Genomic DNA, 25,545 nt, shown 5'->3' with positions numbered 1-25,545 from the left:
TAAAATGGAGAAACTTAATTTTACTTATCAAAATTCAGAAACTGTAAAAAAATTTGTTCATGTTGGTGTAGTGGCTTCCGGAGACTTGGAAATCTTACTTTATCCGGCCGAGAAGACAACGGTAGACATCGTAACTGGTAGTGATGGGTTCAAAGAAGTTTGGCATAATGTTCTTGATCGCTTTTTTACTCGTTATCCTTTAAAGGGTAAATTTGTTATTCATGATTTTGGAGCGACCCCAGGCGTGGTTAATCTTCGCCTCACTCAAGCAATGGAGGCATTAAACGATGAAAAATAGTTTTGTAGAATTGAATGGACGTCAACGTGCTTTTAGTTTACTTGATGAAAATTCAGGCCGCGAAATTGTTGGCCCTGAATTTGATTTCATTTCACCACATTTGGAACCACAAAACATTGTTCCTGAAAGTGATGATGGTGTGATTGTCGTCAAAGGTAAATTAAACAAAAAGGATGCCGTTATAATCTCAATTGAAGGAAGCTTTCAAGGAGGCGGAATTGGTGAGGTTTCTGGTGCAAAAATTGTAGCTGCCTTAGAAAAAACGCTTGAGGATAATAAAAAAGGTGAAAAAGAGTATCCAATTATTATCCTTGATACTGGTGGCGTACGTTTGCAGGAAGCTAATTACGGGTTGTTGTCAATTTCAGAAATACAAAATGCAGTTATTGCTCTCAAGAAATATGTGCCGGTAATAGGTGTTGTACCTGGAAGAGTAGGTAGTTTTGGCGGCATGTCTATTACAAGTGCAATTCTCTCATACCTTATTACAACTCCAAAAGCCAGGATTGCGCTGAATGGCCCAGAAGTTATAGAGCAAGAAGCTGGTGTTAGAGAATTTGATTCAAGTGATAAGAATTTAATATGGGACACTTTAGGCACACGTCAAAGGGTTAAAACTGGCATTGCTGATGAAGTCGTTACAGATGATGTTGCAGCCATTAAAGAAGCTATTTCAAATGCAATTATGGAAAATAAGGATGCACATAGAACTGAGCAAGCTGATTTTTATCTTTCTTTAATAGATAAAATTGATTTTACTCAACCCCTAGAAACCAAGGAGTATAGTAATTTATTTGCGGCAAACAATCCAGTAGAGCATGAAGTTCAAGAAGCTCATGCAAGTAAACAACCAAAAACAAAATCACGTGGTCGACTCTGGTTTGAAAAACTGACAGGAATTGAAAATGCTGAATCTAATTACTCTACGGTTCTTCATGCTGCAAAAGATGGGAAAGAATATATTGCTATTGTTCCTGATGAGCATAATCGTTTTCCTCGAGTACGAGAAGGTGAAGTTGGCTTACAGGAAGGTTTCTTAGTAGCTAAAGTTGTTAACCAGATTGTTGCAGAAGATAAAGATAAGCAGACAAAGCGTCCGCTGGTTTTAGTGGTGGATGTACCAAGTCAGGCTTATGGTTATAAAGAGGAATTAATTGGTATTCATATAAGTTTGGCATCTGCTGCTGCGGCTTACGCAAAAGCCCGTCAATCTGGACATCCCGTAATTGCCTTTATTCCTGGTGACGCTGTTTCAGGTGGATTTTTGGCCCACGGATTGCAATCAAATCGCATTATTGCTTTAGCAGACGATTCAATCACAATCCAGGCCATGTCTAAAGCTTCTGCCGCTCGAATTACTGAGCGTACAATTGCAGAACTTGAAGAGGCTACTAAGCACGTTCCAGCAATGGCCTATGATATTCATAATTATGAAAAACTAGGTGCTTTATACAAGTTAGTGCCCGATGTTTCTTCATGGGATGCTAATGAGGAAGCGACTCAAAAGATTGAAACAATTATTAACGAAGCAATTGTAAGCACTAAAAATCAACCAACTGATTTAAGTTTTAGATACGAGACACCAATTGCTGTTGAAAGTGGACGAAAAGCAACAAACCAAATGCGGAAAATTGTGTTTGATCAATGGAAAAAATAAAACAAGTTTGGCCACATGACTTGCTAACTTTCAATGACAACCATGATTTAATTCTAAAAGGGAATCCTTTACCTGACTGGGCAAAGGATTCTTTGTCTAAAGCAAAAATCGTTGTTGTCAGACGTGGACTTGCAAAGCAGGGCCTTATTCCTGTGGGTCTGAGAGGAAGTCGTAGGAGTCAGCGCTTAGCTGGATTTTTAGTGAAAAAGCGAGTAATAAATTGTTATAGTCCAGCTTATTTTATAAAAAATAAATCATGGGAAATTTTGACTCCTGAAAGGCGAAAACTGCCTCAGTTTCAAGCTCTAGAAAAAATATGTCCCTTATTAAGGAAATATAGTTGGGGTATTGGTGGTTCCTTGGCTTATGAAATGGCAACAGGTATTGCTATGGTACAAAATAATTTAAATCATAGAAGTGATTTAGACATAATTTTAGTTGCAAAAAGAAAGATTAATATTGAACAGTCTAGAAAATTATTGACCATGCTAAGCCAATATCAAGTTCATGCAGATGTTCAGGTAGTTAAAGGACAAAATGGGTTTGCGTTAGCAGAATACGCAGCAAACCGTAGTCCCAAAGTATTAGTCAAGACAACTGCTGGCCCAGTCCTTACGGCTGATCCATGGCATTTTTTAAAGGTAAACTAGATGAGCTATTATCAAACAAAAGACGGTGTAAATTTAAATTTTCATCTCTACGGCAAAGGTAAACCAATAGTGCTAATAACCGGTTTTGGAGGTTATCAAGAAATTTGGCTGAAACAAATCTCTTATTTAGTGGATATGGGTTACCAGGTCTTAACTTATGATCATCGTAACATGGGTCAAAGTGAGCGGACGGCATGCGGTCATACTCTTAGGCGATTAACTACTGATCTAATTGAATTGTTGGATTTTCTTGCAATTAATCACGCTGCTTTTATTGGTCACTCAATGGGAGGCAGCGTTTTATTTGCATTAATTGATAGCAAGCCAAGCTTAATTGATTTAGCTTGTATTGTTGATCAGAGCCCATATATGCTAAACACGACAAATTGGCATTTTGGCTTTATGAATTTCACTGCCCAAAATTACAAAACTCAATGTCAAAAAGCTCCAGATATCAAAGAAACTTTACATGGACTTGATTCGGATGTAACTCATAGACTTAATTTAATTAAAAGAAAGTTTCCTTTTAATAGACAAAGCAATCTGGACCTTTTACAAGAGCATATTCAATATGATTGGCGCGATCTTATAAAATATACTGATCGTAAAATGGCTGTTTTTGCTTCCCGCCAAAGTCCATATTACAATGCAAAATTTGCCGAGTGGATGTGTCTAAATAATCTACACATTAAGTGCGCCATTTTGGATAACTGTGGACATGATATAATGGCAGAAGTACCAAGCCAGTTCAACCAACTTTTACGCCATTTTCTATTAGCAAGCGGCTATTTACCTGGAGGGGGCAATTAAAATGTTTCGACACGAAATAGTCATTACACAAGGAATTTTACCGTTTAAAATCATTATTCATAACAAGTCTGTTATTCAAATCACTAAGCACTGGCATCAATCTCTGGAAATTGATTATACAGTACACGGTGATGGTGACTATTTTGTTTCAGGTCATAAAACTCATTTAAAAGATGGAGATTTCATAATTATAAATTCTGGAGAAGTTCATGGTGTTGAAAACATTGCTCCAGGTGACAAAAGAAGATCGCTCACTCTTTTAATTCCTGCAAAAACCATGAAAAAGATGGTGCCTAATATTGCTAATTACTATTTTGTTTCCCAACATACCGATCCTAAGAAAAATAAAATTATTAAAAAGGAGTTAGCGGCCATTTATTATTTGTGGACGAAGAAGGATAATCACTATGCTCAAATTGAAATTCTCGGGCACTTTTATTTACTATTTTCGCATCTTTTGCAAGATTTTTTAGTCCAAAAAAACGAAGTTTTAACATTTAATGAGGTTAAAAAACAGGATAAAGTTAAAGAAATTATTGCTTATCTTTCGCAAAATTTTACCGAAAATTTGACACTTAGCGATATAGCAAAACACTTTAATTTCTCTAAAAATTATCTTGATCGTCTTTTTGAAAAGGAAGTTCATACAAGTCTTATGCATTACCTCCAATTGATTAGATTACAATATGCTTATCAGGAAATTGCCAATACCAACTTACCCATTAATATTATTGCCGATCATTGTGGCTTTGCTAATGTTAAGAGCCTACAAAAGCTATTTAAAAAAATATACCAAGTTTCTCCTAAACAATATCGTGAACAATTAAAAAGTCAATAATTTGCCTATTATAAGTTAATTTTTTTAACTTTGTAAAGCACATTTTCCCTATACTTAGTGTGTAGTTAATGCAAGCGATTACATATTAAGGAGGAGCTATGACTATTAAAATTGATAAAAATAAGCCGCTTTTAAAAATAGGTATTTTAGCTATTTCAACCTTATTGACAGCTGCCAGTGCAGTTTCTGGTACTATGCCAATGATGGAAAAGCAGTTTTCAGGTGAAGGGTCAGCAAATGTGAAGGCTTTACTGACTATACCATCAATCGGAATGGTAATTTTTGTGCTTTTGTCATCTATTTTTATTAAATATTTAGGTAAGCGCAAAACCGTTTTGCTGGGGCTATTTTTAGGTTTAATTGGTGGAACCTTACCATTTTTTATAAATAATTTTCATGTAATTCAGGTATCGAGATTTGTTCTAGGAATGGGTAATGGACTTTATTCCACCTCAACTGCGAGTTTAATAGGTGATATTTGGTCAGGAGATGAACAAAGGACACTTCTGGGATACCAGTCGGCCATTCAAACATTTGGCCAAAGTCTAGCAGTTTTTGTTGCTGGACTATTACTGGGAATAAATTGGCATGCGGCATACTTAGTTTATTTGCTTTTTATCCCAATTATTATTCTTTTTGCCTTGGGATATACACAAAGTACTGAAAACCGAATACAGGCCGAACAAAAAGAAATTCTCAAAAATGCTAAAGCTGAAAAAAAGACCACAAATGTACCAGTTTTGGCTTTAATAGCTATTTTGATGTCTTTTGTTTATTTCAATGCCATTATGCCTCAACAAACTGATGCGCCACTAGTAATCCAGCAATTAAATTTGAATCATCAGGAATTCTTTTCCACCTCTTTAGCTTTGGCTGGTCTTGTGGGAGCTGTTTTTACCGCTTTTTACGGCAAAATTTATAAAGTGCTGAAACATTATACTCCTGTATTTGCAATGGTCTTAGGTATTATCGGTTATTGGGGCATCATACATTCGCCTAACATGCTGGTATTTACAATTTCAATGATGATTATTTCGGCCACTAATATCATTTTTCCTTACATTTATGGCGCAGTAATGGAAGATGTGCCCGCAACTTCGAAAGACTTTTTCCTCTCTCTTGCTAAGGTATTTAATAATGGGGGAGCATTCCTTTCCCCATATACAATGGCGCTGACAGCATCCATTTTAGGTGTTTCCGGTCCAATTGCTATTATTAAAATAGGAATGTGGTACCTGGTGTTCGTGGGAATAGTTTTTATAATACTAGCAGTTTTACGCAATAAATTAGCAAAAAGGAATTAAGGCAGGTATCACAAAATGAATATTAATATAATTTACCAAGAAGAAGTTACAGATAATGGCACTTTTGTCACTAGTGCTATGCTCAAGTCTGATACTGATTTAAAAAAACTAGAAAAGGACGTTTCTTTTACGGTAAATAATAAAGAAATTAATATTAGAAACGTTGAAGAAAAATCAAATAGCTTAATTTATTACTTTGAAGAAATGAGTGAATTGTCAGTTTTAAGCTTTGATGCCGAGAAATTTATTAATAATGTATCATTGCCTAATATTCTTGTTCAAGTAAAAAATTATTTACCACATATTGCAGCAGAATACCGCAAAGATCCCTTCTTAAAAGATTTTGCAGAAAAAATCATACAAACCGATAAAGTACAGTTAAGCTATTCAATTTATGCTTCTGGTAATAAAAATGTTCCCAGGCCTTTGGTATTATTTTTACATGGTTCAGGTGAACGCGGCTTTTATAATGGTATGCCACTTTTAGGAAATGATGTCCCCAAGACCCTATATACATATGCTAAGGAAAAAGAGAATGCTGTAATTTTGGTTCCCCAAGCTACATGGGCACCGACATTAAATGGCTGGTTTAGAAAAGAATTTCGCGCTGCTCTGTTTAAATTATTGAAACAGATAACAAAAGAATATAATATTGATTCAAAACGAATTTATCTAACAGGACTTTCAAATGGTGCCTCTACTACCTGGTTTTTGGGAGCTAATTATCCTGATTTGTTTGCAGCACTCGTTCCTTGTTCAGGCTATGTCTATGAAGATGGCAAAAAAGGTTATGGAGAACAAGGAAAGGGCAGATATATGTTGGCTACGAGTGAAGAAGGACAGTCCTTGGCGCAACTACCAATCTGGGCTTTTCATGCTGAAGATGATCCGGTAGTAGGGGTTTTAGGCACTAAAAAAGCTGAGGAGGCAATTAAAAACGCTGGGGGAAAGAAACTGAAGGTGACAATTTTCCCTAAAGGGAAAGTGAGACCAAATCCACATGCTAGCTGGGCATATGCATATAATAATCCTGAGCTTTTACCGTGGCTTTTTAAGCAGCATAAATAAAAGCTGTTCTAAAATTGTAAATTTTGCTATAATGAACAACTTGTTGAAATAAAATTTAAACACCAAGTAATAAATTATATTTCAAATTTAAAACTGTTTTGGTGTAAAATTTTTAGTGCTGGATTGTGCTAGCTTTAAAGCCAAACGGTTTTATTGATTTTGTCATTATATGGAAGAGATTTATGAAAAATTATTTGAGCATTGATATTGGTGGAACTGAAATTAAATTTGCTAAATTAGATTCTGCAGGAAATATAATTGAAAAAGATAAAATTGCTACTGATCAAGATAAAGCAAAGTTTTTAGAAAATATTGACCAGATTGTTAGCCGCTATATTTCAGATATCAAGGGCATCGGCTTTTGTGCTCCTGGTAAAATTGAAAATACTAAAATTAGATTTGGCGGGGCCTTACCATTTTTAGATGGCATTGACTTTGCCGAAATATATGGTAAAAAGTATCACATAGCGGTTGCTGTTATTAATGATGGTAAAGCCAGTGTTCTAGCTGAAAACTGGTTGGGGAGTCTAAAAGGTGAACAAAATTGTGCCGCTATTACTTTGGGAACAGGAGTTGGCGGTGGCATAATTATTGATGGTCACTTATTAAGAGGAACACATTATCAGGCTGGTGAATTAAGTTTTATGATTAATGATTTATCTCACCCAGATAATATGCAGGGCTCTTTGGGTAACATTGGCTCTGCCGTCAATTTTATTAAAAAGATAAACCAACAACTTAATTATCCTAAAGAAAATGATGGACTTCATGCTTTTGAGGCAATTAAGGAGAAGTCACCTGACGCGGTAAATATCTTTCAGAACTATTGTCTTACAATAGCTGGTTTAATTCTCAATATCCAAACCGTAGTAGATGTTGAAAAAATTGCTATTGGTGGTGGTATCAGTGCCCAACCAATTTTAATAAGTGGTATTAACAAAGAATATGACAAATTGGTACAGGAAAAGAACCCTATTATAGGAAATACTTTAACTAAGCCTGCCATTGTTTCTGCTCATTTTAGGAACGATTCAAATTTGTATGGGTCACTTTACAATTTATTGCTGCAAATTAATAGGGAAAATAAATATTAATTATATTTTGAAAATCTCGAAGTAGATAACTTTGAGATTTTTTGCTTTTCCCGTTAATTTTTAGTTCAAAGAATTTTTTTAAGAAATCCCTCTCTTTTATTTCTAAGTCCACATTTGCGCTTTTTATATGGTAGAATAACTAAAGTTAATAGAGGAGGCTGTCATGACTAAAGTTAAGTATAAGCGTATAGTTTTAAAAATTTCTGGTGAAGCTCTTGCTGGTGCTGAAGGAACTGGAATAAATTCCACGGTCATTAGTCATTTAGCAAAAGAAATCAAATCAGTTCATGAACTCGGTGTTGATATTGGTATTGTCGTTGGTGGCGGTAACATGTGGCGAGGTGAAACTGGTGCAAAACTAGGAATGGAGCGTTCACAAGCTGATTATATGGGTATGCTTGCTACTATAATGAATGGTTTAGCTCTTCAAGATGGCTTGGAACATGTAGGCGTACCTACTAGATTACAAACATCGATTGAAATGAGACAAATAGCAGAACCATATATTAGAAGAAAAGCAATTCGTCATTTAGAAAAAGGGCGAGTAGTAATTATGGGTGGTGGCACTGGTAATCCTTACTTTTCGACTGATACCACTGCTGCACTAAGAGCCGCTGAAATAGGCGCGGATGTCATTCTGATGGCTAAAAATGGAGTTGACGGAGTTTACTCTGCTGATCCGAAAGTTGATCCCAATGCCAAAAAATATAGTGCACTTTCCCAGTTAGATCTTATTTCTAAAAACTTAAAAGTCATGGACAGAACGGCAAGTTCACTTTCAATGGACACGAACATTCCTCTTATTGTATTCAACGTTAATACTGAAGGTAATATTAAAAAAGTGGTTTTAGGTGAAAATATTGGAACAGTAATCGGAGGAGAAAATAATGAATAATGATGCTATTAAAAAAGCACAAGATAATATGAATAAATCAATTACCGTTTTTGAAAAAAACTTGGGCTCTATTCGTGCTGGTGTTGCTAATGCAGCTTTACTTGAAGGTGTAAAAGTTGATTATTATGGTGCCCCGACACCACTAACGCAAATGTCCAGTGTCACTATTCCGGAGCCGCGAGTATTATTAATCACGCCCTATGACAAAAGCAGTCTTGATAATATTGAACATGCTCTTTTGGCTTCAAACTTGGGCTTAACACCTGCAAATGATGGTAAGGTGATCCGTTTAGTGATCCCGCAACTTACTGGTGAAAGACGACAAGAAATTGCCAAAGAAGTCAACAAGATGGCTGAAGAGAGTAAGATTGCCATTAGGAATGTTCGTCGTGATGCTATGAACAGTCTGAAAAAACAACAGAAAGACGATGAAATCACGGAAGACGAACAACGCAATTTGGAAAAGAAAGTGCAGAAAGTTACGGATGATGCTACTAAAAGAATCGACAAAATTGCGGAAGAAAAGCGTAAGGAAATTACACAAGGCTAATTAAATGGCAAGTAAAAAAAATCAATTAAACCATTTAGCTATTATAATGGATGGTAATGGTCGTTGGGCAACTAGGCAAGGGAAACCACGAATAGCAGGCCATTACGAAGGCATGAATAATGTCGAAAGAATAACTTTGGCAGCAGATCAGCTTGGTATCAAAGTCTTATCACTATATGCATTTTCTACAGAAAATTGGGCCAGACCTAAGGAGGAAGTAGCATATCTGATGAACTTGCCAGTGCGTTTTTTTGATAAATTTATGCCTACACTGATGAAGGAAAATGTCAAAGTGAATATTATGGGCTACTTAGATGAGCTGCCGCCTAAGACTTATGATGTCGTCCAAAGAGCAATGGCGGAAACCGCCACAAATAGCGGCTTAATTTTGAACTTTGCTTTCAATTATGGCTCTAGAAGAGAGATTACGACTGCAGTAAAAGAACTTGCCACGCTCGTTGAAACAAATGCGATAACAAGCGAAGAAATTGATGAGGAAATGATTTCCCACAGATTGATGACTGCGAGTTTTGGCGAATATAGCGATCCTGATCTATTAATTAGAACATCTGGTGAACAAAGGATTTCTAATTTTATGCTTTGGCAGTTAGCTTATTCAGAACTTGCTTTTAGTGAGAAAAATTGGCCAGATTTTACTAAAACTGATTTAGAAAAATTTGTTAATAATTTTCAGAATCGTCATCGTCGTTTCGGCAAACTTGATGAATCGGATAGTTAGGTATTTATATGAAACAACGTATAATCACAGCAGTAATTGCTTTAATTTTATTTATTCCTATTGTAATTATGGGTGGGCTCTGGATGGAATGGCTCACCGTCATCTTTGCAGCCGTTGGTATTAGTGAATTCTTTTTAATGAAAAAGCAAATTCTGGTTTCAGTCAATTTTTTATTGGCGTTACTGGCTACAATCACTTGGGCTGTACCAGATAATTTTATCCAGTCAATGCCATTTCACTGGACGAAATATGGTATTTATTTTGCCCTTATCATGCTAATGCTTACCTGGACTGTTTTAACTAAAAATAAAACCACTTTTGACGATGTAGCCGTTTATACTTTAGGCTCATTATATGTCGGCACAGGCTTTCATTATATGGCAAGCGTCAGAAATGCAAGTAATGGTCTTGCACTTCTTTGCTACGTTTTTGTCGTTGTATGGCTTACTGACACAGGTGCATATATGATTGGCCGAAAAATTGGTAAACATAAGTTATGGCCTGTGATAAGTCCCAATAAAACTTGGGAAGGATCAATTGGAGGCACAATTTGTGCAGTGATTTGTGCGGCAATTTATGTTTATTTTGTCAACTTAAATCATTCTCAAATTGAAATGATTATTTTTGCCTTTGTGCTATCAATTGTTGGACAAATGGGCGACCTAGTTGAATCAGCTTATAAGAGATATTACGGGGTTAAGGATTCTGGCAAAATACTACCTGGTCATGGCGGTATTTTAGATCGTTTTGACAGTATGCTCTTTGTTTTGCCTGTATTTGCTGCTCTAATGGGAATCATGCACTAGGAGAATTCTTGTGAAAGGTATACTAATCTTTTTAGTTGTATTTGGAATATTGGTTTTTGTCCATGAGTTTGGGCATTTTATTGTTGCTAAAAAATGCGGCATTTTAGTGCGTGAATTTTCAATTGGGATGGGACCTAAACTTTTCCAAGTGCGACGCAATCCTACTACTTATACCATTAGATGGCTGCCTTTAGGTGGCTATGTGCGTTTGGCAAGTAAAGATGATGAAACTACGTTAGCTCCTGGTATGAGAGTAGTTTTGCAACTTAATCAGCAAAATGAAGTAGTCAGGATTGATGCTTCTGAGTCGGATGTCCTGCTTGAAGGAATTCCATTGCAGATCACTAAGTTTGATCTAGTTGATAAACTCTTTATTTCAGGGTATGAAAACGGCGAAGAAGAAAAACTAGTAACATATCATGTTAATCATGATGCCACTATCATTGATCAATCAAATACTGAACTGATCATTGCTCCCCGTGACACGCAGTTTCAAGAAGCAAATGTCTGGCAAAAATTAGCTACTAACATTGCTGGCCCTTTAATGAATATTATTCTGGGTTTTGTTGTCTTTTTGATTTGGACCTTTACCGTTCCTGGTCCAGCTACTACAGAAGTAGCAGAAGTGGCACCAAATTCGCCGGCTGCGCTTGCAAAACTTGAGCCTGGTTCAAAAATAACGGCTGTTAATGGTCATAAAATAACCTCTTTTGAACAAATATCTGAAGAAATTTATCAAAGCAAAGGCAAAAAAACTAATATTGCGGTGGTCAAAAATAATCACCAAAAAGTGATAAGTGTTCAACCACAAGTCGTTAAGGTGCAGGGGCAAAAAGTTTATCAAATTGGAATTAGAGCAAAAAGCGATGATAGTTTTAATGCTAAGTTTAAGCGTGGCTGGGATACAGCCGTTTCCACTACGGGGATGATTTTTAATGCAGTTGGTGGTTTATTCCGTCACTTCAGCTTAAATAAACTTTCTGGCCCAGTTGGGATTTATTCACAGACATCACAGGTTTCTAAAATGGGCTTCACCTATATTTTGGCTTTTTTGGCAATGATTTCTATTAACTTGGGTATTGTCAATCTAATACCAATTCCTGGCTTAGATGGTGGTAAATTTTTACTAAATATTATTGAAATCATTCGTGGTAAACCAATTTCTGAAAATCATGAAGCTATAGTGGAATTAATCGGTTTCGGTTTACTGTTAGTTTTAATTATTGCTGTAACGGGCAATGATATCTACCGTTACTTTATTAAATAAAAAAACAATTTGGGAGAGAGAATTAATGCGTCAATCTAAATTATTTATGCCGACTTTAAAAGAGGCACCAGCTGATGCTGTTGCTGAAAGTCATAAATTAATGTTGCGAGGTGGATATGTTCGCCAAGTAACAGCTGGAGTTTATGCCTATTTGCCCTTAGGATATCGCGTCTTAAGTAAAGCCGAGAAAATAATGCGCGAAGAAATGGCAAAAATCAATGTGCCGGAAATGGCAATGCCAGATCTTTTGCCTGCGACTCTATGGGAAGAATCGGGTAGATGGCAAAAATATGGGCCTGAAATGTTTAAATTAAAGGACAGACATGGCCGCCAAAGTTTACTGGGACCGACTCATGAGGAAACCTTTACTGATATTGTCGCTAAAGATTTAAAGAGCTACAAACAAATGCCAATCGCTCTTTTCCAAATTCAATCAAAGTTTAGGGACGAAAACAGACCTCGTTTTGGTTTATTAAGGTCTCGTGAATTTATAATGCTTGATGCCTATAGCTTTGCTGCCACTAAAGAGCAACTTGATCAGCAGTTTGAGGATGAAAAGAAAGCTTTTACGGCCGCTTATCATCGGTGTGGTTTAAAGGTTACCCCAGTAATTGCTGATTCTGGTACTATGGGTGGCAAAAATTCGACAGAATTCCAAGCTCCTGCAGCAATTGGTGAAGATACTATTGCCACTAATGAAACAGGAACATATTCAGCTAACTTAGAAATGGCTTCAAGTGTCGATACTTTCAAGCCAGAAGAAGAACAATTAAAGCAAGTTGAAGAAGTTGCTACTCCAGGTAAAGAAACTATTTCTGATCTTGTTCAATTCCTGCAAGTGCCAGCTACACGGATAGTTAAAAGTATCCTTTACCTTGCTGATGAAAAAGCAAAGGTATTGGTTTTAATTCGTGGCGACAAACAGATCAACGAAGTAAAATTAAAGCACCTGTTAGATGTAAATTCACTTAGAGTAGCTACAGATGATGAACTAGAACAGATAACTGGTGTCACTAAGGGAAGCGTCGGACCAATTAATGCTGACTGGGCAGATCAAGTTGTTGCAGATAACACGGTTAAAAACTTGTATAATGTTGTTGTTGGTGCTAATAAAACTGGTTTTCAATTTAAAAATGTGAATTTAAAGCGTGATATTAATCCAGACAAGTTTGGAGATATTAGGGTAGCCAATGAAGGTGAACCGGATCCGGTTGATCATCTCCCTTTAAAATTCACTACTTCTATTGAAGTTGGTCATATTTTTAAACTGGGAACATATTATACCAAAACCATGGGTGCAGACTTTTTAGATCAAAATGGTAAAGCCCAGCCCGTTATAATGGGTTCATACGGCATTGGCGTTACCAGAGTATTATCTGCAGTCATTGAACAACATTTAACCAAAAATGGTGTAGCCTGGCCCAAAGAAATCGCACCATTTAGTCTTCATATCGTTCAAATGAAAATGAAAGATAATGATCAATCTGCTCTGGCTCAAAAACTTGAAGAAAAATATAGTGCTAAGTATGATGTATTATATGATGATCGTAATGAGCGTGCTGGTGTGAAGTTTGCGGATGCTGACTTACTTGGCGCTCCGGTCAGGGTAACAGTCGGTAAAAAAGCAGCTGAAGGTGTAGTCGAAGTCAAAAGACCTGCTGACGAAAAAGCTACTGAAATGACACTGTCTGAATTAGATGATTTTGTTAATAAAGAGTTAGGATAATTTTCGTGACTGATAAAAATAAACTATTTTTAAGGTTATTGCAGCAAATAAAGTTTCCGCAAGAATTTGCAGATAATAAATTGTTGCAAAAAGGCGAAATTGAGAACGTGGATGTTTACGCTAGAGAACACAGGTGGGATATCCACGTTCTTTTTACTACACCGTTAAAATTTGCAACTTTTGATGCACTAAATAAGGCAATAACCGCTAATTTTTCTTCTTTTGTTAATACTCGCTTGTATATTCGTTCCCAGGATGGAGCAGATGACTATTTAACCGATTATTGGCACTATGCTGTTCAGAATTCTCAGGCTTTGCAGCCGGTGGCTCGAGAATTTATTTCCAGCCATAAGCCTAAAAAGGAAGATGGGCGCTGGATTATTCCCGTAGATAATTTAGTAGTTGATGGGCTGCTTGAACAAAAGATGCTTGATGAGCTAGCTGAAGAAATGAGGAATTACGGTTTCTTTAATTTAAAGTTTGTAACTGAAATCGATGATGAAAATTCTCTCAATAATTTAGCCAGTCTGCAAGAATTGCAGCAGCAGCATGAGCAAAACATGCAGGAAGAATATGATGCTGCTCCAACACAAGAGAAAGTCAAAACTCCAAGTTATCCTACTAAAAAAAGTCGTTATGGCAACCGTAAGCTTGATGAAAATCTGCCTCTAACACAAATTAAAGATGTTATCGATGGCAGCAGAAATGTTGTAATAGAGGGAAATATTTTTAATATTTCCAGCAGAGAATTAAAAACCGGTTCAATTATATTTACTGGTGAAATAACAGACTATACTGATTCTATCTCATTTAAGAAATTTGTTTCTGATAAAGATCAAATTCAAAGTATGAAAGACATAAAACCTGGAACCTGGGCAAAAATGCAGGGATCAGCTTCTCAGGACCAGTGGAGTCATGATACAGTTTTTAACATTTCGGCTTTGGAAATTATTGAGCATGGCGGTCGAACGGAAAAGTATCAAGGCGAAGAAAAAAGAGTAGAATTACATCTGCACACCAATATGAGTCAGCTTGATGCAACCAATACGGCAACAGACTTTGTCAAAGCCGCCAAAAAATTCGGTCAAAAAGCAATCGCGATCACAGACCATGCCGATGTTCAAGCCTTTCCAGAAGCATATAATGCTGGTAAAAAGAATGGCGTCAAAATTATTTATGGTCTTGAAGCTAATATGATTGATGATCATGCTCTGCTTGTTCTTAATCCTGCATCAATGACTTATAAAGATCGTGAATTTGTCATTTTTGACGTTGAAACAACTGGTCTTTCTTCTGTTTACGATACTATCATTGAAATTGGCGCCGTTAAGATGAAAAATGGTGAAGTTCTGGAAAGATTCGATAAATTTATTAATCCCCACCATCCATTAAGCGAACAGACAATTAACTTAACTTCAATTACTGATGAAATGGTTGGGGCTGCTGATGACGAAGCTGTAGTAATTAAGCAATTTCAAGATTTTTATGGCGATCGACCACTTTGCGGTCATAATGTGCAATTTGACGTTGGATTTGTTAATGCTGCATTAAGACGGGCAGACCTCAGCGAAATAACTCAACCGGTAGTGGATACACTTGAAGTATCGCGCTTGCTTCACCCAGAACAATCAAGACATACACTTGATTCACTGGCTAAAAAATATAATGTAGTCTTAGAGCATCATCATCGAGCTAATCAGGACGCTGAGGCTACGGGCTATTTAATGTTTAAGCTTCTGGAAGCTTTTACCAAAAAGTATCATGAAGATGATTTAGGTAAGATGAACGAATATGCTGCTCAAGGTCAAGTGTTTAAGAGAGCACGACCACAACACATGACTATCTTAGCTAAAAATCAGACGGGTCTTAAAAACATGTACAGGTTGGTTTCAATCGCAAGTACAAAAGATTTTTATCGGATACCAAGAACGCCAAAGTCTGATTTGGTGAAAAATCATGAAGGCTTGCTATACGGTTCAGGTTGTTCTGAGGGCGATGTTTTTGTCGCAATGATGCAGAAGGGATATGATGAGGCCCGTAAAAAAGCCCGCTTTTATGATTATCTCGAAATTCAACCTCCCGCAAATTATTCCATTATGATTGAAGATCATTTGATTGCCGATGAAGCAGAACTTGAAGAAATTCTGACTAACATTTATAAATTGGGTAAGGAATTGAATAAACCAGTGGTAGCTACTGGAGACGCGCATTACATTGAGGAACATGATGCTATTTACCGTACAATTTTAATTTCGGCACAACGCAGCAATCCTGATAGAAACAAAAAGCAGCCTGATATGCACTTTTACACCACTCAGGAAATGCTGGACGCATTTAGCTTTTTAGGTGAAGATGTTGCTAAGGAAATAGTCATAACCAACCCTAATAAAATAGCTGAATCAATTGAAGAAATTTCACCTATTAAAGATGGACTTTATCCTCCTCACATTGATAATGCAGATGAAGAAATGAAACGTTTGACTTATGACAAGGCTCATGAACTTTATGGAGATCCGTTACCTAAGATAGTTCAAGACAGACTTGACATGGAACTCAACTCGATCATTTCAAATGGTTATGCAGTTATTTACTTGATTTCACAAAGATTGGTGGCTAAATCTAATAAAGACGGCTACTTAGTTGGCTCTCGGGGCTCTGTGGGCTCCAGCCTTGTTGCTACAATGTCAGGAATCACTGAAGTCAATCCTCTGCCACCGCACTATCGTTGTCCAAAATGTAAATACTCGGAGTTCTTTGAAAATGGTGAATTTGGTTCAGGCTATGACTTGCCTGATAAAAAGTGTCCCAACTGTGGGGCAGAGTTAGTTAAAGATGGCCAGGATATTCCATTTGCAACATTTTTAGGGTTCCATGGTGACAAAGTTCCAGATATTGATTTGAATTTCTCTGGTGACTATCAACCAGTGGCTCATAACTTTATTCGGGTAATGTTTGGACCTGATAATTCATACCGTGCCGGTACAATTGCCACAGTGGCAGATAAAACAGCCTATGGTTATGCTAAGCATTATGATGAAGAAAAAGAATTGAATTTGCGCGGAGCAGAACTAGATCGTCTTGCAGCTGGAGTCAGCGGCGTTAAAAGGACAACTGGTCAGCACCCGGCAGGAATTGTTGTGGTTCCAGATGATATGGATATTTATGACTTTACTCCGGTACAATACCCAGCAGATGATGTTAATGCTGCCTGGTTAACGACGCATTTTGACTTTCATTCCATTCATGATAATATCTTAAAATTTGATATTTTAGGCCATGATGATCCAACGATGATTAGGATGTTGCAGGATCTTTCAGGCGTTGATCCGTTAACAATTCCCCCTGATGATCCCGGAGTGATGTCACTTTTTTCAAGTCCCAAAATATTAGGCGTGACCCCTGAACAAATTCAATCAGAAACAGGTACCCTAGGGGTACCGGAATTTGGTACTAAATTTGTTAGAGGGATGCTTGAAGAAACCAAGCCAACTACTTTTTCTGAGCTCTTGCAAATTTCAGGTTTGTCACATGGTACTGACGTTTGGCTAGGAAATGCCGAGGAATTGGTTAATAATGGTACGTGTAAGTTAAAAGATGTTATTGGCTGTCGTGACAATATCATGATGGACCTGATCCACTGGGGTGTTAAACCTGAAGTAGCCTTTTCTACAATGGAATCTGTGCGTCATGGCCGCGGAATTAGTGATGAAGATATGGCTGTTTTAAAGAAAAACGATAAGATACCTGACTGGTATATTCCGTCGTGTCTCAAAATTAAGTATATGTTTCCTAAGGCCCATGCTACCGCTTATATCCTAATGGCTCTTAGAATTGCCTGGTTCAAGGTTTATTATCCTGAAATTTACTATACCGCTTATTTTTCAGTCCGTGCCGACTTATTTGACTTGGTCGCTATGAGTCATGGTAAAAATACGGTCAAAAAGGCAATGGCCGATATTCAGAATCAGGGAAACGATGCATCGGCAAAGGACAAGAGTTTGTTAACTGTTCTTGAAATTGCTAATGAATGTTTGGAACGTGGAATTAAAATTAAAATGGTCGATATAAATAGGTCAGAAGCGACCAATTTTAAAATAATAGATAAGCATACTATTTTAGCACCATTCAATGCTGTTCCCGGATTAGGCAACAATGCAGCTAAACAGATTGTGGCTGCTAGAACTGAGCAAGAATTTTTATCCAAAGAAGATTTGGCTAATCGGGGCAAAGTATCGCAATCGATCATGGATTATTTGGAGGATAACGAAGTCTTAGCAGGTATGCCAGACCAAAATCAACTGTCACTCTTTTAAAATTTTGCAGTATTAATATAAATGTGTTATACTTCCTAAAGAAGTTCGAATAAATGATTCGGAGTGGGCAAATTTGCTCACTCTTTTTATTACGGAGGAAAGTACTTGGCGAAAGTTAAAGATTCTGTTATTGAAGAGATCAAACCAATTATTGCTGAACGAAACGATGAGTTTGTCGATATGGAATATGTTAAAGAAAAAGGTCAGAATTATTTAAGAATATACGTTGACCGTGAAAATGGTATTGATATGGATGAAATTGCGGGGTTAAGTGAACTATTATCTACGAAACTTGATCAGTTGCAACCTGATCCATTTCCTGATCCATATATTTTAGAAGTTTCTTCACCTGGTATCGAGAGACCATTAAAAAATGCTTCCGACTGGCAAAAGGCTTTAAATGACTATGTACATGTTAACCTTTATCAAAAAGTTGAAGGCGAAAAGGAATATGAGGGAACTTTAAAATCTTATGATGATAACGAAATCAAACTTGAAATAAGAGTAAAAACAAGGAAAAGGGTTTTATCACTTCCCCGTAAATTAATTGCAAATATTCGTTTTGCAATTGAGTTTTAGAAAGGTTGATTTAGAAATTATGTCTAAAGAAATGCTTGAAGCGTTTGCTACTTTGGAAAAAACTAAAGGTATAAAACAAGATGTAATTGTTGAAGCAATAAAAGCGGCATTAGTTGCAGCATATAAAAAGAATTATAACCAAGCAACAAATGTCATAGTTGAATTCGACGAACGCAGAGGGGACTTCAAATTAATGACTGAAAAAACTGTCGTTGAGGAAGTTCATGATGAACGCCTAGAAATCAGTTTAAAAGATGCTTTGACAATTAACCGGGCATATGAACTTGGTGATAAAATTCGTTTTGAGGTTGCTCCCAAGAACTTTGGTCGTATTGCTGCTCAAACTGCTAAACAGGTTATTATGCAACATTTACGCGAAGCTGAAAGAAACCATATTATTGATGAATATTCTCAATATGAAGATGAATTGATAACTGGCACAGTTGAAAGACGTGATAATCGCTTTGTTTATGTTAAAATTGGTAATGTTGAAGCAGTAATGCCTCGCAATGATCAAATGCCAGGTGAAACTTATAATCCACAAGATCAGATTCGCGTTTTAGTGACTCACGTTGGCTCGGATTCTAAGGGAGCCCAAATTACGGTTTCACGCACTGCCCCTGATATGGTAAAAAGGTTATTTGAACAGGAAGTACCTGAAATTTACGATGGAACTGTAGAAGTTGTTTCAATTGCACGTGAAGCAGGAGACAGAACCAAGATTGCCGTGAAATCGAATGATCCTAACATTGATCCGGTTGGTACTTGCGTTGGTCAAAGAGGTGCCAGAGTGCAAAATGTGGTCAACGAACTTGACGGTGAAAATATAGATGTAGTTAAATACGAAGAAGATCCATCAGATTATATAGCTAATGCTTTGAATCCTGCAGAAGTTATTGCCGTGCAATTTGGCGATGAAGACGATGAAAAAAGTGCTTTAGTAATAGTTCCTGATTACCAATTATCACTGGCAATTGGGAAAAAGGGCCAAAATGTTCGTTTGGCTGCACGGTTAACCGGTTATAAAATAGATATCAGACCAGAATCAGAAGTAGAATTTGTTGATGAAAGCAGTGATCAAGCTGAAAAGGAAAATAAAGAAGCTGAATCTGACAATTTAGTAGCAGGTGATGCAAGTTCTGCAAGTGATGTAACAGATGATTCTGCTGCAGAAGAAGAACCTGAAGCAGAAACTTCATCTGAAGAGACCAAAACAGAAGATGGACTTCAAGCTGAAGCTACTATCGGTGAAACGATAGATACTACTGAAGAGTAATGCAAGGGGTGAAACTTTTTGAAAAAAAGAAAGATTCCAATGCGAAAAGACTTGTTAACTAATACTATGCAGCCCAAAAAAGAATTGGTCAGAATTGTGGTTGACAAAGAAAAAAATATCGCAGTTGATCCTACTGGAAAGAAACCTGGTAGAGGAGCATATGTCTCACTTGATCCAAGTCAGATCAAAAACGCTCAGAAAAAGGGATTGATTGAGCGCAGCTTAGGAACAAAAGTGCCTGAAGAGTTTTACCAAGAGCTTTATTCATATGTTGACCATCAAAAGGCAAGAAAAGAATTGTTTGGTGATAAATAGGTTTGCAAAATAGACAAAAAGCATTAAATTTAATAGGACTAAGCCAAAAGGCAGGTAAACTGGTTTCAGGATTTGAAATTGTGTCAATAAGCGTAAAGGCTAAAAAGGTTAAGCTGATTATTTTAGCTCAAGACGCACAGACGGATACCACCGCAAAGATTACCAAGATTGGAAAACAAAATAACGTATCTGTGATTACAGAATTTAATAGTAGTGAAATTTCCCAAGCTATTGGTAAAAAGCGTAAAGTTTTGGGAATTACTGATACTGGTTTTGGAAAAGCATTGTTACAAAAAATCAAAGAAGGAGTGTGATTTGATGACTAAAACAAGAATTTATGAATTGGCGAAAGAATTAGGCATCGATAATAAAACTGTGGTCAATAAAGCAAAGGACCTGGGGTTTGATGTTAAAAATCATATGTCATCACTTGAAGATACACAAGTAGAGCAAATAAAGGGTAGTTTCCGCAGTAGCTCCGCTCCCGCCAAAAAGCAAGAAAGACCAGCGAAAAAGAGCAGTAAAATCAAAATTTCTGTTACTTCAATTCGTAAAAATGAAAAAAAGCATGATGAAACTAAGAATGGTAAAAGTAATAGAAAAAACAATAACTTTCACAAGTCAAATAATAGATCTAGACAAAGTCAAGATCGCACTAGACAACATTCCAATTTGAGTCAAAAAACTTCTAAACCAGTAGCCCAAGATTTATTAAAGCAATTAAAGCAAAAACAACGAGTGGAAGAGAAAAAATTAAATCGGCAAACAGAAAGAGCACAAAAGACTTATAAGGAAAATCAGACTAAAACTAAACCAACGTCTGCTGAAACTAATAAACCTGTTTCTAAGAATGAAAATAAAGTAGTTAAAACTGAAACTACTGCTCCTAAAGTGACTGGACCTAAAATTCTTAAACCTTCACCAGCCAGGTTTAAGAATAATCAAAAGTCTACGCCTGTTCGCCAGCCTAAAATTTTAGATACTGCTGCTCCTGAACCCGAAAAAGAAGAAAAACGTCGTGGCAACGGTCATGGTCGTAACTCTGGCAAGCCAGGCAGAAAAGGTAAAAATCAAACCTATGGTGCAAATAATTATTCGAAACACCAAGAAAAGCGTAAGCGTAAAAATAAGAAGAAGCAGTTTGAACAAGTACCTAAAAAGCAGCCAACGCAAAGAAAAGAGCGGCCATTACCAGATACTCTGGTTTACGAAGTGGGTATGAATGCTCAAGACTTAGGAAAAATTTTGCACAGAGAGCCAGCTGAAATAGTCAAAAAATTATTTATGCTGGGTGTCATGACTAATCAAAATCAATCCCTTGATAAAGATGCAATAGAGTTAGTAGCGGCTGAATATAATATTAATGCTCAAGAAAAGGTGCACGAGGATATATCTGACATTGATAATCTTTATGACAAGAGAATGAAAGCTTCTCTGAAATCTAAGCATTTAATTAAACGCCCACCAGTAGTTACTATTATGGGACACGTTGACCATGGTAAGACAACACTGCTTGATCGTTTACGTCATACGCATGTTTCGGCTCATGAAGCTGGAGGAATTACTCAAAAAATTGGTGCTTATCAGGTAAGAGTTGATAATCAGCCAATTACTTTTTTGGATACACCAGGACATGCCGCATTCTCAAATATGCGTGAACGTGGAGCAGAAATTACCGATATTGTTGTCTTGGTTGTTGCTGCAGATGACGGTGTAATGCCTCAAACTGTTGAAGCAATTGATCATGCTAAGAGTGCTAAAGTTCCAATTATTGTTGCCATTAACAAGATGGATGTTCCGGGAGCAAACCCTGAGCATGTTACTGAGCAGTTAATGAAGTACAATTTAATTCCGGAAAATTACGGTGGTGACACAATATTTGTTAACATTTCTGCTAAAACTGGTGAAAATGTTGATGAACTTTTGCAAATGATCCTTTTGCAAGCGGATGTGATGGAATTGAAAGCAGACCCAACGCAAAAAGCAATTGGTACTGTTATTGAAGCCAGACTTTCTCGTGGACGTGGTCCTGTTGCCGACCTTTTGGTTCAACAAGGAACACTAAAAGTTGGCGATCCAATTGTAGTTGGGAACCGCTTTGGTAGAGTTCGTGTTATGACTAATGACCGCGGTCGTCAAGTCGAAAAGGCTACTCCGTCAATGCCAGTAGAAATTACCGGATTAAATGATGTTCCAGAATCTGCTGATAAAATAGTAGTGTTCGATGATGAAAAGACGGCTAGAAGTGTTGGTGAACAAAGAGCGCAACAAGCTTTGCAACAATCTCGTGAAAATGTTCAACATGTTACTCTTGATAACCTGTTTGACACAATGAAAAAAGAAAACATGAAGGAAGTAGATGTTGTCTTAAAAGCGGATGTTCAAGGTTCTGTAGAGGCTTTACAGCAGTCACTTGAAAAGATAGAAGTTGAAGGTGTGCGTGTAAACATCATTCATGCTGGAGTTGGTGCTGTAAATGAATCAGATGTTACCTTGGCTGGCGCTTCGAATGCCTTCATAATTGGCTTTAATGTTCGTCCAACAGCTACCGCAAAGTCACAAGCTGAAACAGATGGTGTAGATATTCGTCTGTATAGCATCATATACAAGGCTATTGACGATGTTAAAGCAGCCATGAAGGGTATGCTTGAACCAACTTATGAAGATAAGGTTGTGGGCAATTTGACTGTACGGGAAACTTGGAAGGTTTCCAAGGTAGGAACAATTGCTGGTGCCTTTGTCGATTCTGGTTATGTTTCAAAAGATTCTGAAATCAATTTGATTCGTGACGGTGTTGTAATATATACTGGAAAAGTGGCTTCACTTAAAAGATTTAAAGATGATGCTAAAATGGTTAAACAAGGGTTTGACTGTGGTTTAACAATTGAGGGCTACAATGATATCAAAATTGGTGATGAGATGGAAGCCGTTGAAAAGCAAGAAGTCAAACCTGAGTAATTAACAGGGAGGAAAGCATGAAACACAGAATTGGTCGTGTTGAAGGAGAAATCCTCCGTGAATTAACGAAAATTTTGCGCAAAAATATTCGTGATCCACGTGTTAATGACGTTACTATTACAGCAGTTGAATGCACTAATGATCTCTCGTATGCTACTGTTTACTACAGTATTCTTTCAGAAGATGCTAAAAAGGAAGAAGAGGCTGCAGCTGGTTTAAATAAGGCAAAGGGCATGATGCGGCATTTGTTGGGTCAGGTCTTAACTGTCTACAAAGTTCCTGAATTAATATTTAAACGAGATAATTCAGTTAAATACGGTAGCAAAATTGATCGGTTAATTGCTGAAGTTAAAAAGCAGGATGAAAATCGAAATAATTAATAAAAGCGCTGTTAGGCGCTTTTTTCATGGTTAAGGTACGGGAAAAATGTTAAATGGTATATTGGTGATAGACAAAGAAAAAGGCATGACGAGTGCTGATGTTGTCTATCAATTACGCAAAGTCTTGCACATTAAGAAAATAGGTCATGCTGGTACTCTTGATCCTGATGTTACAGGTGTTTTACCAGTCGCAATAGGACAAGCTACTAAACTAATTGAGTTAATGCATACTCAAAATAAAAGATATATCGGCCAGGGAATACTTGGTTTTGCCACCGATAGTTGCGATATTAGCGGCAAAATAACAGCTAACAAAAAGATCACGAATAAAGTCAAATCAACTGAGATAAAAGATGCAATGCAAGAATTTGTGGGACAAATTGAACAGGTGCCGCCGATCTATTCTGCTGTGAGGGTTAACGGTAGGCATTTATATGAATATGCACGAGCTGGTATTGAGGTAGAACGACCTAAAAGGCAAGTTAAAATTTTTGCTTATAATCTTGTAAATGAACCTATCTTTGATAAAGAAAAAGGTCAAGAAATGTTTGACTTTGAAATCGAATGTAGTAAGGGAACCTACGTTCGTTCTTTAATAAATGATTTAGGTACCCAACTGAAAATACCAGCGGTAATGAAAAGTTTGCGCCGCACATCTAGTTCAGGTTTTGATATTAGTCAGTCTGTAAAACTTTCTGAAATTACCGAAGATCCTAAATTAATTGATCAAATTATTCAACCAATTGATTCTTTTTTTAGAAATTACGTGCAAATAGATCTTGATGATAAATTATGGTCTAAAGTTAAAAATGGTGCAGCTATTTCTTTGAAAACGAATGCAAAAAAGATGGCATTACGTTACAATAATAAAGTTAAGGCAATCTATCGCAAAGATGGTACCATTTATCGCCCTTATTTAATGCTTTTACAAAATGAATAGGTGAATGAAGGTTTTATTATGGAAATTATCCATTTAACATACCCTTTTAAGGAAAACATAATTCCCCAAAATATAATTCTTGCTTTAGGTTTCTTCGATGGGGTTCATCGCGGACATCAAGAATTAATCAAAATCGCAAAAGAAAAAGCAAAGCAAAGACATTTACCACTAGTAGTAATGACGTTTGATCGTCATCCAAAAGAAGTTTATCAAAATAAAAAAGTTACATACATTGATACTCTTCCAGAAAAAGCATACAAGATGCAGAAACTTAAAGTTGACTATTTGTTGGTGATGCACTTTAATGAAGCTTTTAGTAAACTAACTGCACAGGAATTTGTTGATAATATTATAGTAAAATTACATGCCGACACTGTAGTTGCTGGCTTTGATTACACATATGGCCCTAAAGACACGGCTAATATGAAAAATTTCCCTAAGTTTGCTCAGGGAAGGTTCAATATAATTAATGTCCCTAAGCAGTCTTATGATGGTCAAAAAATTGGTTCTACGGAAATCAAGAAAGCGATAACTAGTGGAAATATGGAATTAGCCGCTAAGTTGTTAGGCTTTCCCTATGTTATGTCAGGCTATGTAGGTCACGGTTTGCGCAATGGGCATAAACTAGGTTTTCCCACAGCTAATTTGGTTTGGAGTGAAGACAAGGCTGTTCCTAAAATTGGCGTATATGCGACTAAAACCAAGATTTGTGGTAAGTGGTATGACTCAATGACAAGTGTAGGCTATAATGTGACTATCAATCAGGGGAAAAAGCTTTATATTGAGTCAAACTTATTTGGCTTTGATCAGGAAGCCTATGATGAGGAAATGGTAATTAAATGGTATAAGTATACCCGTGGTGAAATTAAATTTGCCAATTTAAAAGAGCTAACACAACAAATGAGTCAAGACGAGGCTGAAATTAAAAATTATTTTGCTGCGATGAATTAATTAATGATACTAAAAAAATGATTGACGTTTTTTAAGAAAAAAGTTAGCACTCAACTTGACATTCTGCTAAAAGCTAGTATCATATAAATTGTTAGCACCTAATCAGATTGAGTGCTAAAAGTGAGGGCGAT

Annotated in this window: 23 protein-coding genes; all 23 read left to right on the top strand. The window is 36.7% G+C overall.

Annotation, left to right across the window (positions count from 1 at the left end; translation table 11 throughout):
- Positions 1-4 precede the first annotated feature (4 nt).
- Positions 5-298: a malonate decarboxylase acyl carrier protein gene (mdcC, locus tag LDX54_RS05655; protein WP_046325010.1), complete on the top strand. Its 294-nt coding sequence runs from the start codon at positions 5-7 to the stop codon at positions 296-298.
- Positions 288-1,955 (top strand): biotin-independent malonate decarboxylase subunit beta, encoded by a 1,668-nt coding sequence (gene mdcD, locus LDX54_RS05650; protein ID WP_265666638.1) that lies wholly within the window; start codon positions 288-290, stop codon positions 1,953-1,955. Before mdcC ends, mdcD begins: the two co-directional genes overlap by 11 nt.
- A complete protein-coding gene (locus tag LDX54_RS05645) occupies positions 1,943-2,605 on the top strand; it encodes a malonate decarboxylase holo-ACP synthase (RefSeq protein ID WP_265666639.1) in 663 nt (220 codons plus the stop codon). Before mdcD ends, LDX54_RS05645 begins: the two co-directional genes overlap by 13 nt.
- Positions 2,606-3,415 carry an alpha/beta hydrolase gene (locus tag LDX54_RS05640; protein ID WP_265666640.1) on the top strand — a complete coding sequence of 270 codons (810 nt, stop codon included), beginning with the start codon at positions 2,606-2,608 and terminating at the stop codon, positions 3,413-3,415.
- A gap of 1 nt (position 3,416) precedes the next feature.
- A complete protein-coding gene (locus tag LDX54_RS05635; protein ID WP_046325006.1) occupies positions 3,417-4,253 on the top strand; it encodes an AraC family transcriptional regulator in 837 nt (278 codons plus the stop codon).
- Positions 4,254-4,351: 98 nt separating this feature from the next.
- The gene (locus LDX54_RS05630) at positions 4,352-5,557 is read left to right on the top strand and encodes an MFS transporter (RefSeq protein ID WP_122037679.1); all 1,206 of its coding nucleotides are present in this window, start codon (positions 4,352-4,354) and stop codon (positions 5,555-5,557) included.
- Between the two features lie 15 nt (positions 5,558-5,572).
- Positions 5,573-6,625 (top strand): PHB depolymerase family esterase, encoded by a 1,053-nt coding sequence (locus LDX54_RS05625; protein WP_265666641.1) that lies wholly within the window; start codon positions 5,573-5,575, stop codon positions 6,623-6,625.
- A 182-nt stretch (positions 6,626-6,807) separates the two neighbouring features.
- Positions 6,808-7,719: an ROK family protein gene (locus LDX54_RS05620; RefSeq protein WP_265666642.1), complete on the top strand. Its 912-nt coding sequence runs from the start codon at positions 6,808-6,810 to the stop codon at positions 7,717-7,719.
- Between the two features lie 163 nt (positions 7,720-7,882).
- Positions 7,883-8,614: a UMP kinase gene (gene pyrH / locus LDX54_RS05615; protein ID WP_265666643.1), complete on the top strand. Its 732-nt coding sequence runs from the start codon at positions 7,883-7,885 to the stop codon at positions 8,612-8,614.
- The gene (gene frr / locus LDX54_RS05610) at positions 8,607-9,164 is read left to right on the top strand and encodes a ribosome recycling factor (protein ID WP_046325001.1); all 558 of its coding nucleotides are present in this window, start codon (positions 8,607-8,609) and stop codon (positions 9,162-9,164) included. The genes pyrH and frr overlap by 8 nt, the downstream gene beginning before the upstream one ends.
- Positions 9,165-9,168: 4 nt before the next feature.
- Complete coding sequence (locus tag LDX54_RS05605) at positions 9,169-9,903, top strand: isoprenyl transferase (protein WP_265666644.1); 735 nt, start codon at positions 9,169-9,171, stop codon at positions 9,901-9,903.
- A gap of 8 nt (positions 9,904-9,911) precedes the next feature.
- Positions 9,912-10,709, top strand: coding sequence for a phosphatidate cytidylyltransferase (locus LDX54_RS05600; RefSeq protein WP_265666645.1), 798 nt, complete (start codon positions 9,912-9,914; stop codon positions 10,707-10,709).
- A gap of 10 nt (positions 10,710-10,719) precedes the next feature.
- Entirely contained in the window at positions 10,720-11,976 is a 1,257-nt protein-coding gene (gene rseP, locus LDX54_RS05595) for an RIP metalloprotease RseP (protein WP_265666646.1), read from the top strand.
- A 25-nt stretch (positions 11,977-12,001) separates the two neighbouring features.
- Positions 12,002-13,702 carry a proline--tRNA ligase gene (locus tag LDX54_RS05590; RefSeq protein WP_122026154.1) on the top strand — a complete coding sequence of 567 codons (1,701 nt, stop codon included), beginning with the start codon at positions 12,002-12,004 and terminating at the stop codon, positions 13,700-13,702.
- 5 nt (positions 13,703-13,707) lie between these two features.
- Positions 13,708-18,015, top strand: a complete 4,308-nt coding sequence (locus LDX54_RS05585; protein ID WP_265666647.1) for a PolC-type DNA polymerase III — start codon at positions 13,708-13,710, stop codon at positions 18,013-18,015.
- 105 nt (positions 18,016-18,120) lie between these two features.
- Positions 18,121-18,594 (top strand): ribosome maturation factor RimP, encoded by a 474-nt coding sequence (rimP, locus tag LDX54_RS05580; RefSeq protein WP_046324995.1) that lies wholly within the window; start codon positions 18,121-18,123, stop codon positions 18,592-18,594.
- Between the two features lie 19 nt (positions 18,595-18,613).
- Positions 18,614-19,870: a transcription termination factor NusA gene (gene nusA / locus LDX54_RS05575; RefSeq protein ID WP_265666648.1), complete on the top strand. Its 1,257-nt coding sequence runs from the start codon at positions 18,614-18,616 to the stop codon at positions 19,868-19,870.
- 18 nt (positions 19,871-19,888) lie between these two features.
- Positions 19,889-20,185 (top strand): YlxR family protein, encoded by a 297-nt coding sequence (locus LDX54_RS05570; RefSeq protein ID WP_110446180.1) that lies wholly within the window; start codon positions 19,889-19,891, stop codon positions 20,183-20,185.
- 2 nt (positions 20,186-20,187) lie between these two features.
- Positions 20,188-20,499 (top strand): ribosomal L7Ae/L30e/S12e/Gadd45 family protein, encoded by a 312-nt coding sequence (locus tag LDX54_RS05565; RefSeq protein WP_046324994.1) that lies wholly within the window; start codon positions 20,188-20,190, stop codon positions 20,497-20,499.
- Positions 20,500-20,503: 4 nt separating this feature from the next.
- Positions 20,504-23,143 carry a translation initiation factor IF-2 gene (infB, locus tag LDX54_RS05560; RefSeq protein ID WP_265666649.1) on the top strand — a complete coding sequence of 880 codons (2,640 nt, stop codon included), beginning with the start codon at positions 20,504-20,506 and terminating at the stop codon, positions 23,141-23,143.
- Between the two features lie 17 nt (positions 23,144-23,160).
- Positions 23,161-23,523 carry a ribosome-binding factor A gene (locus LDX54_RS05555; RefSeq protein ID WP_046324992.1) on the top strand — a complete coding sequence of 121 codons (363 nt, stop codon included), beginning with the start codon at positions 23,161-23,163 and terminating at the stop codon, positions 23,521-23,523.
- A gap of 46 nt (positions 23,524-23,569) precedes the next feature.
- On the top strand, positions 23,570-24,463 hold the full coding sequence (truB, locus tag LDX54_RS05550; RefSeq protein ID WP_265666650.1) for a tRNA pseudouridine(55) synthase TruB: 894 nt from the start codon (positions 23,570-23,572) through the stop codon (positions 24,461-24,463).
- 18 nt (positions 24,464-24,481) lie between these two features.
- A complete protein-coding gene (gene ribF, locus LDX54_RS05545; protein ID WP_046324990.1) occupies positions 24,482-25,414 on the top strand; it encodes a riboflavin biosynthesis protein RibF in 933 nt (310 codons plus the stop codon).
- Positions 25,415-25,545 lie beyond the last annotated feature (131 nt).

This window comes from Lactobacillus sp. IBH004 (assembly GCF_026185255.2).
Classification (GTDB): Bacteria; Bacillota; Bacilli; order Lactobacillales; family Lactobacillaceae; genus Lactobacillus; species Lactobacillus melliventris.
The sequence above is the reverse complement of the archived record's forward strand: the minus strand, read 5'-3'. Positions and strand labels throughout refer to the sequence as shown.